This window comes from Curtobacterium sp. PhB170, assembly GCF_003752345.1.
GTDB lineage: Bacteria > Actinomycetota > Actinomycetes > Actinomycetales > Microbacteriaceae > Curtobacterium.
Genome location: NZ_RJUM01000014.1, coordinates 110,505 through 125,054, shown reverse-complemented (window position 1 = coordinate 125,054; position 14,550 = coordinate 110,505). Strand labels below are relative to the sequence as shown.

General features: G+C 72.9%; 15 protein-coding genes and 1 tRNA gene. 1 reads left to right on the top strand and 15 read right to left on the bottom strand.

Going from position 1 to position 14,550, the window contains the following annotated elements:
* Position 1: 1 nt before the first annotated feature.
* The 14 genes from EDF40_RS17665 to rplU form a co-directional block, all read right to left on the bottom strand.
* Positions 2 to 1,630, bottom strand: coding sequence for a DNA polymerase Y family protein (locus tag EDF40_RS17665; protein WP_123341147.1), 1,629 nt, complete (start codon positions 1,628 to 1,630; stop codon positions 2 to 4).
* A gap of 72 nt (positions 1,631 to 1,702) precedes the next feature.
* Positions 1,703 to 2,563, bottom strand: coding sequence for a hypothetical protein (locus tag EDF40_RS17660; RefSeq protein WP_148053903.1), 861 nt, complete (start codon positions 2,561 to 2,563; stop codon positions 1,703 to 1,705).
* Positions 2,564 to 2,629: 66 nt separating this feature from the next.
* A complete protein-coding gene (locus tag EDF40_RS17655; protein WP_123341071.1) occupies positions 2,630 to 4,174 on the bottom strand; it encodes an anthranilate synthase component I family protein in 1,545 nt (514 codons plus the stop codon).
* Positions 4,153 to 5,076 (bottom strand): aldose 1-epimerase family protein, encoded by a 924-nt coding sequence (locus tag EDF40_RS17650; protein ID WP_123341072.1) that lies wholly within the window; start codon positions 5,074 to 5,076, stop codon positions 4,153 to 4,155. Before EDF40_RS17650 ends, EDF40_RS17655 begins: the two co-directional genes overlap by 22 nt.
* A 78-nt stretch (positions 5,077 to 5,154) precedes the next feature.
* Positions 5,155 to 5,230, bottom strand: a tRNA-Ala gene (locus EDF40_RS17645).
* A 108-nt stretch (positions 5,231 to 5,338) separates the two neighbouring features.
* A complete protein-coding gene (gene rsfS / locus EDF40_RS17640) occupies positions 5,339 to 5,713 on the bottom strand; it encodes a ribosome silencing factor (RefSeq protein WP_111084542.1) in 375 nt (124 codons plus the stop codon).
* Between the two features lie 131 nt (positions 5,714 to 5,844).
* Positions 5,845 to 7,359, bottom strand: a complete 1,515-nt coding sequence (locus EDF40_RS17635; RefSeq protein ID WP_123341073.1) for a hypothetical protein — start codon at positions 7,357 to 7,359, stop codon at positions 5,845 to 5,847.
* Complete coding sequence (gene nadD, locus EDF40_RS17630; protein WP_111084540.1) at positions 7,356 to 7,955, bottom strand: nicotinate-nucleotide adenylyltransferase; 600 nt, start codon at positions 7,953 to 7,955, stop codon at positions 7,356 to 7,358. The genes EDF40_RS17635 and nadD overlap by 4 nt, the downstream gene beginning before the upstream one ends.
* A 10-nt stretch (positions 7,956 to 7,965) precedes the next feature.
* Positions 7,966 to 8,166, bottom strand: coding sequence for a hypothetical protein (locus EDF40_RS17625; RefSeq protein ID WP_123341074.1), 201 nt, complete (start codon positions 8,164 to 8,166; stop codon positions 7,966 to 7,968).
* Between the two features lie 41 nt (positions 8,167 to 8,207).
* Positions 8,208 to 9,473: a glutamate-5-semialdehyde dehydrogenase gene (locus tag EDF40_RS17620; RefSeq protein WP_123341075.1), complete on the bottom strand. Its 1,266-nt coding sequence runs from the start codon at positions 9,471 to 9,473 to the stop codon at positions 8,208 to 8,210.
* 76 nt (positions 9,474 to 9,549) lie between these two features.
* Positions 9,550 to 10,368, bottom strand: a complete 819-nt coding sequence (gene proB, locus EDF40_RS17615) for a glutamate 5-kinase (protein WP_260213531.1) — start codon at positions 10,366 to 10,368, stop codon at positions 9,550 to 9,552.
* A 7-nt stretch (positions 10,369 to 10,375) separates the two neighbouring features.
* On the bottom strand, positions 10,376 to 11,974 hold the full coding sequence (gene obgE / locus EDF40_RS17610; protein ID WP_123341076.1) for a GTPase ObgE: 1,599 nt from the start codon (positions 11,972 to 11,974) through the stop codon (positions 10,376 to 10,378).
* Between the two features lie 158 nt (positions 11,975 to 12,132).
* Positions 12,133 to 12,384, bottom strand: coding sequence for a 50S ribosomal protein L27 (rpmA, locus tag EDF40_RS17605; protein ID WP_071257351.1), 252 nt, complete (start codon positions 12,382 to 12,384; stop codon positions 12,133 to 12,135).
* Between the two features lie 12 nt (positions 12,385 to 12,396).
* Positions 12,397 to 12,705 (bottom strand): 50S ribosomal protein L21, encoded by a 309-nt coding sequence (gene rplU / locus EDF40_RS17600; RefSeq protein WP_111084536.1) that lies wholly within the window; start codon positions 12,703 to 12,705, stop codon positions 12,397 to 12,399.
* 179 nt (positions 12,706 to 12,884) lie between these two features.
* On the opposite strand from rplU, the gene EDF40_RS17595 reads away from it, so the two are divergent.
* The gene (locus tag EDF40_RS17595; protein ID WP_123313478.1) at positions 12,885 to 13,157 is read left to right on the top strand and encodes a DUF4031 domain-containing protein; all 273 of its coding nucleotides are present in this window, start codon (positions 12,885 to 12,887) and stop codon (positions 13,155 to 13,157) included.
* Positions 13,158 to 13,610: 453 nt separating this feature from the next.
* Here EDF40_RS17595 and EDF40_RS17590 read toward each other — a convergent pair whose 3' ends face one another.
* Positions 13,611 to 14,549 (bottom strand): hypothetical protein, encoded by a 939-nt coding sequence (locus tag EDF40_RS17590; protein WP_148053904.1) that lies wholly within the window; start codon positions 14,547 to 14,549, stop codon positions 13,611 to 13,613.
* Position 14,550: the final 1 nt, after the last annotated feature.

The following is a 14,550-nucleotide window of genomic DNA, read 5'->3' as shown; positions in this document are numbered from 1 at the left end:
TTCACGTGGCGATCGCCTCCGCCCACCAGCGGTGGTCCGCCAGCACCAGGTACCAGGCACGGCCCTCGGCGTCGACGAGCTGCAGCCGGTGCAGTCGTCGGCCGCCGGACTCCCACCACCGCACGACGAGCGGCCAGGGGCCCGCCCAGGCCGTGACGGGTGCGAACCCGCCGCCCCGGTCCCCCTCGGCGCGGAAGCGTTCGGGCGCGCCGGACAGCACACCGCGGTCGTCGACGTCGACGCTCGCGCCGTCGCCGGAGACCACGTCGACCGGTCGGGGACGCTCGAGGACGGTGGCGGGCGGCGGACCGGGCAGCTTGCCGGGCCACGGTCGGTCGCGCACGGCGGCCAGGGCGCGCTCACCGCCGGGTGGGGCGTCGCCCCAGGGCACGAGCACCACTCGCTCGGACAGGGTCCGGCCACCACCGACCCGCGGGCTCACCACCCCGTCGTGCCCGACCATGCCCTGGATCCGGGCCAGCCCGTGGTGCACGCGCTCGTCCGGCCCGGAGCCCCAGAGCCCGCGTTCGTGGTTCGCCATGTCGTCGACGGCGACCGGCTCGAGCACGACCGAGGTGACCGGGGCCTCGAGCCCGGTCGGGTCGACCCCGCCGGCGAGCTGCCACCGCACCCGGTCGACGACGTCGGCGGCGTCGAACCACCGGGGGTGCGCCCACGTGCGTTCGAGCAGGATGTCCCGCTCGTCGACGATCCCCACCCGGATGGTCGTCGCGACCAGCCCCGCGGCACGGAGGCGCGCGGCGAAGTCGTCGGCGGAGCGCCGGAACGCGAACGCGATCTGGTCGGCACGGTCGAGCGGGGGCTCGAAGGCGGCCTCGATCCGGAGCTCGGGCGGGATCGCGCGTGCCGAGATCTCCCGCGGGTCGCGTCCGCCGGCCAGCCGGTGCAGGAACGCCCCGGCGACCCCGAACCGGTCGCGGACCTGCTCGTCACTGAGCGACGCGAAATCGCCCAGCGTGGTGATGCCGAGCCGGTCGAGCACCGTCGCGAGCTCGGGGTCGCCGAGCACACCGAGGGGCAGGGCCGCCAGGAAGTCCGACGACCCGGAGACCGGCACGATCCGTACCCGTTCGCCGGGACGCACCGGTCGGGCCCGTGCTGCCTGCTCCGCCGCGAACGGGGTGTCCGCCACACCGGCCCGCACCGCCGGGGCACCGTGGTCGGCCGCGATCCCCGCCAGGGTCGCCGCGGCCGCCCGCTCGCCGCCGTAGTACCGCGCCGGGCCCCGGGCACGCAGGGCGAGGGTGCCGGGCCGCAGTACCTCGACCCCGGGGACGGCCGCCTCGACCGCGCGGATGACGGGTTCGAACGCGCGGTGGTCGAGCGCATCGTCGTAGGGGTGCACGACGAGCTCCGGACAGCGCGCCTGCGCCTCGCGCACCCGGAGGCCCCGGACGACGCCGTGCTGCCGTGCGGACGCGGAGCTCGCGAACACCAGGCCCTTCGCGACCACGGCGAAGGGCTGCTCCGGCGGTGCCCCGGCCGCGCGGGCCGCCGCGATCACCGGCCAGTCCGGGCACCAGAGCACGATGGTCCGGGTCGGTGGCGGCTCGGGCAGCGCCCCGCCGCGGGCGATCGCGTCGGCCCGGACACGCCCCGGCGCGATCACGACGCCACCGCCACGCACAGCAGCACCGCGGCGGTCACGACGCCACCGCCACGCACAGCAGCACCGCGGCGGTCACGACGCCACCGCCACGGGCCGCAGCACCCGGGTGTCGCCGGACCCCACCGACGGCACGGGGGTCGCCGTCCGGACCGTGCCGTCGGCCGCGGGCAGGAGCAGTTCGGCGCTCGTGGGGCGCACCGCACCCGCACGACCGGTCGCCGTCACGGTGGCACGACGCTCGGTCAGGTGCCCGTGGCCCTGCCCGATGCCGCTCCACACCGACGACGTGATCCGCAGCGTGACGTCCGCTCCCGGCCAGGACCCGAGCGCGACGAGGGCCCCGCCGCGTTGCCGGAGCCGGGCCGACAGGCGGGCGACGTCGCCCGGCACCACCCGGCCGAGCGGCCGGGTGAGCACGATCTGGGCGACATCGGCCATCGCCGCGGTCACCGCGAGCCACTGGTCGCCCGGATCGGGGACGAGCACGAGCCGCTCGAGGTCGATCCCCGCAGCGGCCGCGGCCTCGATCCCGAAGGACGGCACCCCGACGACCGCGCACCACGCACCGGCCGCCGAGGCCGCCTGCAGCATGGTGATCGCGAGCAGCACCGACTCGGGGACGGCGTAGGTGCCGCCGACCCGGATCGCACCGCCGGGCAGCAGGGGTTCGAGAGCGGAGGCGGTCGGGAGCCCGGCGGTGTCGACACGGGTGGACTCCATGTCGGTGACCCGGGACCGCAGGGACGTGATGCGGTCGAGCGCCGCCCGGGCGTCACCGAGGTGGTCCGCAGCGCCCGCGCCGCCCCCACGGGCAGCACCCGCGCCCCCGCGCGCAGCACCCGAACCCCCGCGCGCAGCACCGCTCCGCCCGACCCGGTCCGGGCCGGGCGACCGGAGTGCCGCCGCCGTCTGCATGCCCTCATATTCGAACATGTGTTCGATGATGTCAATCGCGTCCGACATCCGTGGACAATCGGGTCGAACGGGTGTTCGGTCAGCTCACCACGTCGCCACCGCACCGACCGCGCCGAGCACGGACCGCGTCTTCGTCACGACCTCGTCTGCCTCGTCCGCCGCCACCGACGACCACGTCACCGCTCCCCCGGCCCCGAGCGTCCGCGACCGGACCTCGACCGGATCCAGCCCGCCGCCCGGTGCGTCCACCACCGTCACCAGTGTCCGGATGACCACCGACAGGTCGACCGCCCCGCTCGCCGAGAAGTACCCGATCGTCCCCGAGTACACCCCGCGCGGCGTGCCCTCGAGCCGGTCGGCGATCGCCATCGCGCTGATCTTCGGCGCGCCGGTCATCGACCCGGGTGGGAACGCCGCCCGCACCACGTCCGCCGGCGACGTCCCCGACGGCAGCACCGCACCGATCGTCGACACCATCTGGTGCACGCTCGCGTAGGTCTCGACCGCACACAGCCGTTCGACGTGCACCGACCCGGGGATCGCCGTCCGCAGCAGGTCGTTCCGCAGCAGGTCCACGATCATCACGTTCTCGGCACGGTCCTTGGCGCTCACCGCGAGTTCGTCCCGCACGGCCGCGTCGGCGGCAGCGTCGGCGAGTCGTCGCCGCGTGCCCTTGATCGGTTCCGCCAGCACGGTGCGGTCCGCGGCGATCCGCAGGAACCGCTCCGGCGACCGGCTCGCCACGCGCAGCGGGCCGAGCCGCAGGTACGCACCGAACGGGACGGGGTCCGACGCCCGCATCCGGAGGTACTCGGACAGGTGCGGGTCCGTGCCGGGGCCGACCCGGGCCTCCCGGCCCCCGCCCGGCACGGAGAAGGAGGTGGTGAGACAGACCTGGAACGCGTTGCCCTCGCGGATCTCGGCGCGGCACGCGTCGACGGCGCGTTCGTGGTCGGCACGCGATGTGCGTCCGACCGCTGACGACACCCCGGCCGGGAGGCCCGTGGCCGCGTCCGCCACGTCGGCCGGCGACGGCGACCCGGTCACCGTCTCGAGCCACGCCCGGTTCTGCGCGCTGGCCGCCGGTTCCGCGTCGGCGACGAGCGTCAGCGCCCAGGCGTCGCCGGTGTGGTCGACGACCACGGCGCGGTCCACGAACCGCAGGTCGGCGTCGGCGTGGCCGTCGGCGGTGCGGTCCGGGCCGCCGGACTCGCGACCGAGCTCGTACCCGAGGAACCCGACCCAGCCGAGTGCGAAGCCGCAGCCGGCGATCGGCTCGGGCAGCTGCGGCGTCCGCGCGAGGAGGTCGGCCAGCACGGTGAAGGCCGGACGGTCGTCGGAGGACGACGAGCCGAACCAGCCGGCAGCGGGCGCGGCGACCTCGACGGACGCCTGCCGGTCCTGGTGGCGGAACCGGGCCGCGAACGGTCCGTCCGCCCACGTGAGCACCGACCATCGCGCCCGTGGTCGAGCGGCGTCGGGTGCGCCCTCCGGCAGCGCGGAGTCGAGCCACACGAGGTCGCCGTCGGCCGCGGCGGCCAGTGCGCCGAGGTCGGGGACCGGATCGAGCCGGCGGACCTCGATGCGGGCGCCGGCCGACGGACCGGTCAGATCGCGGAGATCGTCCATGCGGCAGCGTGGGACGCACCGGGGGCGAGCACCACGAGACCGCGGTCGACACCGTCGTTGAAGGCGTCGGGGGCGCACGTCATCGGCTCGACCGCCAGGCCGGCGCGGTGGTACTCGGGGACGACGTGGTCGGCCGTGTGCACCTGCACCCACGGGCACTCCGGACCGAAGGTCGCGCGGACACCCCGGCCGTCCGCCGCGGTCAGGGCGATGGTCGCTGCCCCGTCGGCGTCGCGGTCGAAGCCCGTGAAGGCGTGGTCGATGAACCGGTCGCCGATGCGTGTGGCGGTGCGCAGGTCGAACTCGTCGTGCACGGGGACCAGGTCGGTCGGGATCAGCCGGTCCGGCGTGACCTCGAGCACCTCGGCCGCGGGCAGGGTGAGGGTCCAGTCGTCGACCGTGCCGGCGCCGGCGACCAGGTACGGGTGCGGGCCGGTCCCCCACGGGGCGTCGTCCGCGCCGGAGTTCGTGCCGGTGATCGTCGTGTGCAGCCCGGCGTCGTCCAGCCGGTACTCGACCAGGACCTCGACGCGGTACGGGTAGCCAGCCTGGGCCTGCACGGTGGTGGCGAGCACCACGCGGTCGGGCTCCTGCGCCTCGACCCGGAAGTCGGTCCAGGCGACCAGTCCGTGCAGGGCGTGGTGCCGTGCCGGTTCGGTGAGCGCGAGCTCGTGGTCGACACCGCCGAACGAGTACTCGCCGTCGACGACGCGGTTCGGCCACGGAGCGAGGACGGCACCGCGGAACGCCGGACGGACCTCGTCGGCGGCGAACGGCACGATCAGGTCGCGACCCTCGTGCCGCAGGGTCCGCAGCGTCGCACCGACCGTGGCGATGTCGGCCGTGTACCCGGCGGCGGAGATCGTCAGCGGGGTTCCGGACAGCGGCGCATCGTTGCTCATGCGCTCAGCGTATCGGGCACGTGCGGCCACCCGCACCACGAGAAAACCCCCGCCGTTCCGGGGAACGACGGGGGTTGTTGGTGGATCTGAGGGGACTCGAACCCCTGACCCCCTGCATGCCATGCAGGTGCGCTACCAGCTGCGCCACAGACCCAGATTGTGTTGCTTCCGTGCCGACCGGTTCCCCGGAGGCACCATAGAAGCGTACACCATGCGAACGCCGGGCAACGAAATCGAAGCCGTCACCCGGGCGCGTCGCTGATCAGGCGGTGTGGTCCACCGGGAGCTCGAGCGGGATGGTCGGGCAGTCTGCCCAGAGCCGCTCGAGCGAGTAGTACTGACGGTCCTCGTCGTGGAAGACGTGGACCACGATGTCGCCGACGTCGATGAGGACCCAGCGGCCCTCGCTCCGGCCTTCGCGGCGGAGGGTCTTGGCGCCGAGCTCGAGGAGGCGCTCCTCGACCGCATCGGCGATGGACTGCACGTTGCGCTCGTTCCGACCGGTTGCGAGCAGGAACACGTCCGTGAGCTGCAACGGCCCGGTCACATCGAGCGCGACGAGGTCCTCGGCCTGCTTGGCGTCCGCCGCGAGAGCGGCGGCCTGCACGAGTTCCAGTGCGCGAGTGGAGGCGGTCACGGATTCCTTCCGGTCGTCGACCCGGCAGGGAGCCGGATCGCTTGATGGGTCACGATCATAAGCCACCCCGCCGACGCACGGCCAGGCCGCGGCCGACGCAGGTGTCGGGATCGGTGGTTCGGGTCGGGGCGTCAGCCGCCGAAGGTGTGGGTCGTGACGAGCGCGACGATGATGACCGCGGCTGCGGCGACACCGACGGCGCCGACCGTGACACCGAGGATGAGCGGCGTGCGCGACTCCTTCGGCTTCGCGGCGGCGAGGACGACCTGGCGGGTCGAGGTGTGGCTGGACACCGCGCGGCTGGCGCGCACCGGGCTGGCGTCGGTCTCCGGCTGCTCGTCGTGCTGCTCGAGCAGGCGGTCGACCTCGGCGCCGTCGATCGGTCGGTGCGACCCCGTCGAGGACAACGACGCGGGCAGGTCGATGGACCCCGTGAGGATCACCTCGCCCGTCGCGTTCAGTGCTCCGGTCGGGTCGGCCAGGGCCGAGTTCGGCAGGATGATCGCGTTGGTGTCGGTGACCGCGATCCGGCGGGTGCCGGTCGAGTCGTCGTGCACCTCGGCGTCGTTCGAGCCGTGCGCCTGCTGCGACCAGTGCCCGACCGGTGGCTCGAAGGCCGTCGTCATCGGCTTCGGCTCGGCCGGCCGCTGGAAGGACGCGGGGACCTTCGGGGGCTCGGTCCGTGCGGGCTCCGGGATCGGGACCTCGTTGGTGTCGTGGTCGGTGTCGTCGTCCTCGGGGTCGAGCGACAGCGGGAACACCGCCGGGGTCGACGGCGCACCGTCGGGGATCCCCGGGAGCGACGTGGCCGAGGGGTGCTCGGGCGCAGCGGCGTCGACCGGTGCGATCGCGTCGGTGCTGGTCTGGCCGGTGCTGGTCTGGCCGGTGCTCGTCTGGTCGGTGCCCGTCTGGTCGCTGGGCGTCGCTGCGGGAGCCGCGTCGGTGGACCCGTATCCGGGCTGTGCGTCGGATGCGTCGTCGCCGTCGTCGGCGGGCGGCGACCAGGTCGACCGGTGGCGCCGGGGCTCCTCGGCGTGCGCAGCGGCTTCGTCGAGCGGTTCGAGGGCGTCGGGCGACCCGTCGGCCTCGGTGGCCTGGGCGACCGCTGCCTCGTCGAGCACCGTGGGGGTCTCGGAACCGGACGGCGCGTCCGCGGCGCGCGGCGCCGAGGTCGGCTCGATGGTGTCGACCGAGCCGAGGACGTCCTCGACGGTGCGGTCGGAGGACTGCGGCGTGGGGTTCTGCAGCGGGACCGGCAGGACCGCCTGGTTCTCGGCGGCGCGCTGCTGTCGGATCTGGCGGCGGGTCAGACCACCGCTTCCGGGCACGATCTCGGTCGCCGAGGCGGGCGGGAACGGCGACACTCCGGCCGCGGGGACGGAGGTCACCGGCACGGAGGGCGCCGAGGCCGGCGTGCCCGTCGGTGCCGACGTCGCCGTCGCGGCGGACGCCGGAGCGGAGGACTGGGCCGGACCGCCGGGAGCGGGTGCCACGTGCGAGCCGGGCCGAGGACGGGGTTCCGTCGACTCGGTGGGTGCGGCGACGGTCGGCGGCGGCGTCGCGGGCTGCGAACCGGCTGCTGCGGCACGCTCCCGCTCGCGCGCCTGACGCCGCGACAGGGGCGGCTGCGCGTCGGACGAACTCATGCAACGCTCCGATACAGGTGGTGCTTGGAGATGTACTGGACGACCCCGTCGGGGACCAGGTACCAGACGGGGGAACCACGTCTCACCCGGTCGCGGCAGTCGGTCGACGAGATGGCCAGTGCGGGGACTTCGAGCAAGCTTACGTCTCGCTCGGGGAGTCCGCTGATGCTCAGGTCGTGTCCCGGACGCGTCACGGCGACGAAGTGCGCGAGGTCCCAGAGACCATCATGGTCTTTCCAGTCGACAATCTGCTGAACGGCGTCTGCGCCCGAGATGAAGACGAGCTGCGCGTCGGGCCGCTGTTCGTGCAGGTCGCGGAGCGTGTCGACCGTGTACGTCGGGCCGGGGCGGTCGATGTCGACGCGGCTCACCGTGAACATCGGGTTGGACGCGGTCGCGATGACCGTCATCAGGTATCGGTGCTCGGCATCCGTGACGCCGGACTTCATGTACGGCTGACCGGTGGGGACGAACACGACCTCGTCCAGGTCGAACGCCCGAGCGACCTCGGACGCCGCGACGAGGTGACCGTGGTGGATGGGGTCGAACGTGCCGCCCATCACCCCGATGCGCGGTCGTCCGGTGCTCTCGAGCATCGGGTGCAGATCAGCTCTTGGTGTGACCGAACTCGTCGACACCCGTCTCGTGGTGGCGGGTGGCCTCGAACTTCTGCGAGTGGCGGTAGGCCACGTCGCGGAAGCTCCAGGTGACGAAGCCCAGGAAGATGAAGAACAGCGCGCCGACCATCGGGAACACGAACGCCGGGGCCCCGGAGGCGTGCTCAGCAGCTTCTGCGAGGAAGGTCATCGTTCGGTGCTCCGTTCGGTCGGGGAAAGACGCCGTTCAGTCTAGCCGCGGATCTGGCCGTTCCCGCGCACGATCCACTTGGTGCTCGTGAGCTCCGGCAACCCCATCGGGCCACGCGCGTGCAGCTTCTGCGTCGAGATGCCCACCTCGGCGCCGAAGCCGAACTCCCCGCCGTCGGTGAAGCGCGTCGACGCGTTCACCATCACGACCGCCGAGTCGACCGTCGCCAGGAACCGCTCGGCCGTGTCGACGTCGTTCGTGACGATCGACTCGGTGTGGTGGGTGGACCAGCGCGCGATGTGCGCCATCGCGGCGTCGACGTCCGGCACGACGCGGATCGACAGGTCGAGGTCCATCGACTCGGTCGCCCAGTCCTCGTCGGTGGCGCGCAGCACGCCCGGCACGATCGCCCGCGTGGCGTCGTCGCCGCGCAGCGTGACGCCGGAGGCGCGGAGCCGGTCCGCGAGCACGGGCAGCAGCCGCTCGGCCGCATGCTCGTGCACGAGCAGGGTCTCGAGGGCGTTGCAGACGCTCGGCCGCTGCACCTTGCTGTTCAGGACGATGTCGACGGCGCGCTGCTCGGGGGCCGACGCGTCGAGGAACACGTGCACCACGCCGGCACCGGTCTCGATCACGGGGACCTGCGACTCGGTGACGACGGTCTGGATGAGCGAGGCGCTGCCGCGCGGGATGAGCACGTCGACCAGGCCGCGGGCGCGCATGAGCTCGGTGGCTCCGGCACGGCCGAACTCGTCGATGGTCTGCACGAGCTCGCGCGGCAGACCGACCGACTCGACGGCGTCCTGGATGCGGGCCACGAGCACGGCGTTCGTCCGCTGGGCGGCGGATCCCCCACGGAGCACGACCGCGTTGCCCGACTTCAGCGCGAGCGAGGCGATGTCGACCGTGACGTTCGGTCGTGCCTCGTAGATGGCGCCGACGACCCCGAACGGCACCCGCACCTGCGTGAGCTGCAGGCCGTTCGGCAGGAGCGAGCCCCGCAGGTGCTCCCCCACCGGGTCCTGCAGGCCGACGACGTCCTCGACCGCGGCGGCCAGTGCCTCGATGCGTGCGGGGTCGAGCCGGAGGCGGTCGACGAGACCGGAGGACAGGCCGATCTCCTCGCCCGCGACCAGGTCACCGTGGTTCGCGGCGACGATCTCGTCGGTGGCTGCGCGGACCCCGGCGGCGATCGCCACCAGGGCGGCGTCCTTGACCGCCGTCGTCGCGGTCGCCAGCGCCGACGAGGCGGTGCGGGCCGCCACGAGCGTGTCGGTCAGGGTCGGGGCGGGCGCGATCGACGACATGGACCGATTCTAGGTCCGACGCGAGCCCGTGTGACGGACGGGACCTGCGCCTCCCGTCAGCCGTCGACGACCCGTGTCAGGGACGCGGCGCGGCGTGGAACCAGGTGCCGACGTGCTCGCCCGACAGGGCGCGGTCGACGAGGGCCGTGGCGGTCACCAGGACCGACGTGCCCGCCTCGGCCGCGAGCCGTGCAGCCGCGACCTTGGTGCCTGCTCCCCCGGTCCCCACGCCGGACTTGCCGACGGAGCCGAAGGTGACGCCGGCGAGCTCGTCGCCGAACGGTACCTCGTCGATGCGCTCGGCGCCGGGCTGCTCCGGCGGCTTCGTGTACAGGGCCTCGACGTCCGACAGCAGCACCAGGGCGTCGGCACCGAGCAGCCGAGCCACCAGGGCAGCGAGCCGGTCGTTGTCGCCGAAGCGGATCTCGTGCGTGGCGACCGTGTCGTTCTCGTTCACGATCGGCAGCACCCGCAGGGCGAGCAGCCGGTCGATGGCGCGTTGCGCGTTGACCCGGTGCGTGGGGTTCTGCAGGTCGCCGGCGGTCAGCAGGATCTGCGCCGCGACGACCCGGTGCCGGTCGAGTTCCTTCTGGTACCGGAACATCAGGACGTTCTGGCCGGTGGCCGCCGCGGCCTGCTGCGTGGCGAGGTCGTCGGGACGGCCCTCGAGCCCGAGGAACGGGAACCCGGTCGCGATCGCACCGGACGACACGAGCACGACCTCGGTGCCACGGCCGTACGCGCTGGCCAGGGCGTCCACCAGTGGACCGATCTGGCCGGCGGCGTCACCGCTGACCGAGGACGAGCCGACCTTGACCACGATCCGCCGCGCACGCGGGATGTCCTCTCGCCGGGTGACGAGTCCGAGGTCGGTGCGGGCGGTCGTGTCGGTCATGCCGCGGTCAGTCCTTCTGGTCGCTGGTCTCGAAGTCACCGGTCTCGACGCCGGTCTCGACTCCGGCCTCGGGGTCGCCGGTCTCGAGGTCGTCGCTGGTGACGACCTCGTCGTTCACCCAGAGGCCGGAGACACGCTCCTGTTCGAGCTCGGCACGGGCAGCGGCCTTGGCGTCCATCCGCTCGAAGTACTCCTCGCGACGCTCGTTGCGGGTCGGACGCGAGGTCGCACCGATGCGGGCGTCGGTCCCGCGCGCGCTCGTGATGAGCTCCGCGGTGGACGTGAGCGTCGGCTCCCAGTCGAAGACCATGCCGCCGTCGCCACCGATCACGACGGTCGAACCGGCGACCGCGCCGGCCTTGAACAAGCCGTCCTCGATGCCGAGCTTCGCGAGCCGGTCGGCCAGGAAGCCGATCGCCTCTTCGTTGGTGAAGTCGGTCTGCTGGATCCAGCGCTCCGGCTTCGCGCCGCGGACGCGGAAGAAGCGGTGCTCCTCGCCGCCCTCGGCACGGACCGTGAAGCCCTGGTCGTTGACGGCACGGGGGCGGATGACGATGCGCTCGACGACGGGCTCGGCCGCGCGCTTGGCACGACCCTGCTCGACGACCTCGGCCAACGCGAAGGTCAGCTCACGCAGACCCTTGTGGGACGCCGTGGAGATCGGGAACACGCGGTAGCCGCGGCCCTCGAGCTCGGCGGTGACGAACTCGGCGAGCTCGGCGGCGTCCGGCACGTCGATCTTGTTGAGCGCGATGAGCTGCGGACGCTCGAGCAGCGGCACCTGGCCCTCGGGGACCGGGTAGCGCTCGAGTTCGCCGAGGATGACGTCGAGGTCGCTGATCGGGTCGCGGCCCGGGTCCATCGTCGCGCAGTCGATGACGTGCAGCAGGGCTTCGCAGCGCTCGACGTGGCGCAGGAACTCGAGGCCGAGGCCCTTGCCCTCGGACGCGCCCTCGATCAGCCCGGGGACGTCCGCGACCGTGAAGCGGCTCTCGCCCGACTCGACGACACCGAGGTTCGGGGTGAGCGTGGTGAAGGGGTAGTCGGCGATCTTCGGCTTCGCGGCCGAGATCGCGGCGATGAGCGAGGACTTGCCGGCGCTCGGGAACCCGACGAGGGCGACGTCGGCGATGGTCTTCAGCTCGAGGCTGATGTCACCCGCCCAGCCCTCGGTGCCGAGGAGCGCGAAGCCGGGGGCCTTGCGCTTGGTGGTGGAGAGCGCCGCGTTGCCGAGGCCGCCCTGTCCACCGGGGGCCACGACGACGCGCATGCCGGGCTCGGTCAGGTCGGCGATGACCTCGCCGGCCTCGTCGTACACGACGGTGCCGATCGGGAGCGGGAGCTCCTGGACCTCGCCGCTGACGCCGCTGCGGTGGTCGCCCATGCCCGGCTGCCCGTTCTTGGACGAACGGTGCGGGGAGCGGTGGTAGCCGAGCAGCGTGGTGACCTGCGGGTCGGCCACGAGCACGATGTCGCCGCCGTCACCGCCGTTGCCGCCGTCGGGCCCGGCGAGGGGCTTGAACTTCTCACGGCGGACCGAGACGCAACCGTTGCCGCCCTTCCCCGCGCTGAGGTGCAGGGTCACGCGGTCGACGAAGGTCGCCATGGTTCCACTCCTGGAAGATCGTTGCGCCGACGGGGTGCGTCAGCGCGTTGTGCCGACGTGATCCGTCGGCGCGTTGTGCCGACGTGATCCGTCGACGGGAAAAGCGAAGGAGGGGCGGGCACTCGGCCCGCCCCTCCCGCTGAAGCTGATCGTCGCGACTACGCGTTGACGATGTTGATGACCTTGCGGCCACCCTTGGTGCCGAACTCGACCGAACCGGCCGAGAGGGCGAACAGCGTGTCGTCGCCACCGCGGCCGACGTTGGCGCCCGGGTGGAAGTGGGTGCCACGCTGGCGGATGATGATCTCACCGGCGTTGACGACCTCGCCACCGAAGCGCTTCACGCCGAGGCGCTGAGCGTTCGAGTCACGACCGTTGCGAGTGGAACTCGCACCCTTCTTGTGTGCCATGAGCTGACTCCCTTACGCGATCTTGGTGATCTTGACGCGGGTCAGTTCAGCGCGGAAACCCTGGCGCTTCTTGTACCCGGTCTTGTTCTTGAACTTCTGGATGATGACCTTCGGACCGCGCAGGTCGTCGAGCACCTCGGCGGTGACGGTCACGTTGACGAGCTCGGAAGCCGCCGACGTGATCTTGTCACCGTCCACGAGGAGCACGGGGGCGAGGTCGATGTTGCCCTTGTCGTCCGCCTTGACACGGTCGACGGTCAGGATGGTGCCGACCTCGACCTTTTCCTGACGGCCGCCGGCGCGCACTACTGCGTAAACCACGTGGAAATCCTTACGTAACTCTGCTTGAGGGAAGTCTCGGGTGCCCACTTCTGCACGAGCGGCTCCCGGAAGGCCGGGCCCGATCGGCGACGCAGGCAGAACGGCCCGCTGACACCAGGGATCGAGAATACTCGATCCCCATGGGTCCGGTCAAACGGCGACACACGTACGATTGCACGGTGACCGTGTTGATCGACCCACCGACGTGGCCCGCTCACGACACTCTGTGGTCGCACCTCGTCAGTGATGAATCCTACGCGGAACTCCACGCGTTCGCTGCACGCGCCGGTGTGCCGCGTCGTGCGTTCGACCACGACCACTACGACGTGCCGCTCGCGAAGTACGACGAACTGGTCGCCGCGGGGGCCTCTGCGGTGTCCGGCCGGGAGCTCGTGCTGCGGCTCATCCGCAGCGGCCTGCGCGTGGCGCAACGCGACAAGCGCGCCCACTGACGCGCCGCGCGCGTGCGTCCGGCACGCACGGTGCGAGGTTCCCGACTCGGTGCGGGGCACGCCGACTCGCACGATGTCCGGAACCTCGCACGGTGCGGACGGGAGGCCCGGCGCACGCCCGCCACGCCCGTCCTGTCGCACGGTGCGGGGCCGCGTCTCGGGCAAGCGCACCGTGCGAGGTTGCCCACTGCGTGCGAGGTCGGCAGCACGGTGCGTCGCCAGAGGCTCGCACCGTGCCGCGGCCGCTGCACCGCCCCGAGAACCTCGCACGGTGCAGCGACAGGCGGATGCCGCACCTCGCAGGACCTCGCAGGACCGCGGTCGCGGGTCGCGCACGTGCGCACCGTGCGAGGTTGACCACATGGTGCGAGGCACGAAGGCCGCACCATGTGGTCAACCTCGCACCGTGCAGCGCCCGCACGATCACACGCCCGCAGGCGCGACGACGCGAGGTCAGCGCGGCGCTGGACCACCCCAGGGGGCTGCCGGCGGCTGCTGCTGGTCCGGACGGGGCTGTACGCCGTACTGGCCGCCGTACTGCCCGTGGGGGTCCGGCTGGACCAGACCCTGTCCGTACGGGCCCTGCTGCGGCTGCTGCGGCCCCGGCTGCACGGTCGCGGGCGGGACGGCGTCGGCGGGCCGCACCGTCCCCGGCAGGCCGGACGTCGGCGCGGCGCCACGGTTCCGTCGCGGGCGCCCGAGCCACAGCCACGCCGCGGTCGCGCTCGCCAGGAGCATCACCGTGAACGGCACGCCGTTGCGGAGCGGGTTCGTGACGACGTCGATGACCAGGCGCGACCCTCCCGAGGTGATCGCACCGAACGCGCCCGTGAAGACACCGACGAGCGCGAGGGCGATCGTCCCGGCAGCCCCGGCGAGCACGGCACGGAGCAGCACGGTCGGCAGCGGACTGCGGCGGGCGATCGGCGTCAGGAACGCCAGCGCCAGGAACGCCCCCGCGTAGAACGGGAACGGCGCCAGGAACACCGAGGCGATGAAGCTGCCGACCAGGCTGGCCCCCGTGCCGTAGTGCGCGAACGGACTGACGACGAGCGACGTCCCGATGAGCCCGACGATGCCGGACACGAACTCGACCAGCACGAGGGACACCACGGCGATGAGCGCCCCGGCGGTGTTGTTCACCGAGGCGCCGGGCGCGAAGGCCCGACGCGGATCGGCCGGCGCACGGGGCGGTCGCGGCGGGGCGTAGGGCACCCCGGCGGCGGGCTGGACGCCGTGCGGCGGCTGCCCACCAGGCTGCGGCTGCCCAACAGGCTGCCCACCGTACGGCGGGGCGGAACCGCCGGCTCCCCCGGGGCCGGGCGGTGCGGGCTGCTGCCAGCCCGCACCGTAGTACCCACGATCCTGCTGCGGGTCACCGGGGTTCGTCACG

Bases quoted from the DNA above. Each gene is read 5' to 3' on its own strand.
- EDF40_RS17660 (WP_148053903.1), bottom strand. From the start codon at position 2,563: ATGTTCGAATATGAGGGCATGCAGACGGCGGCGGCACTCCGGTCGCCC.
- EDF40_RS17655 (WP_123341071.1), bottom strand. From the start codon at position 4,174: ATGGACGATCTCCGCGATCTGACCGGTCCGTCGGCCGGCGCCCGCATC.
- EDF40_RS17650 (WP_123341072.1), bottom strand. From the start codon at position 5,076: ATGAGCAACGATGCGCCGCTGTCCGGAACCCCGCTGACGATCTCCGCC.
- EDF40_RS17635 (WP_123341073.1), bottom strand. From the start codon at position 7,359: ATGAGTTCGTCCGACGCGCAGCCGCCCCTGTCGCGGCGTCAGGCGCGC.
- nadD (WP_111084540.1), bottom strand. From the start codon at position 7,955: ATGCTCGAGAGCACCGGACGACCGCGCATCGGGGTGATGGGCGGCACG.
- EDF40_RS17625 (WP_123341074.1), bottom strand. From the start codon at position 8,166: ATGACCTTCCTCGCAGAAGCTGCTGAGCACGCCTCCGGGGCCCCGGCG.
- EDF40_RS17620 (WP_123341075.1), bottom strand. From the start codon at position 9,473: ATGTCGTCGATCGCGCCCGCCCCGACCCTGACCGACACGCTCGTGGCG.
- proB (WP_260213531.1), bottom strand. From the start codon at position 10,368: ATGACCGACACGACCGCCCGCACCGACCTCGGACTCGTCACCCGGCGA.
- obgE (WP_123341076.1), bottom strand. From the start codon at position 11,974: ATGGCGACCTTCGTCGACCGCGTGACCCTGCACCTCAGCGCGGGGAAG.
- rpmA (WP_071257351.1), bottom strand. From the start codon at position 12,384: ATGGCACACAAGAAGGGTGCGAGTTCCACTCGCAACGGTCGTGACTCG.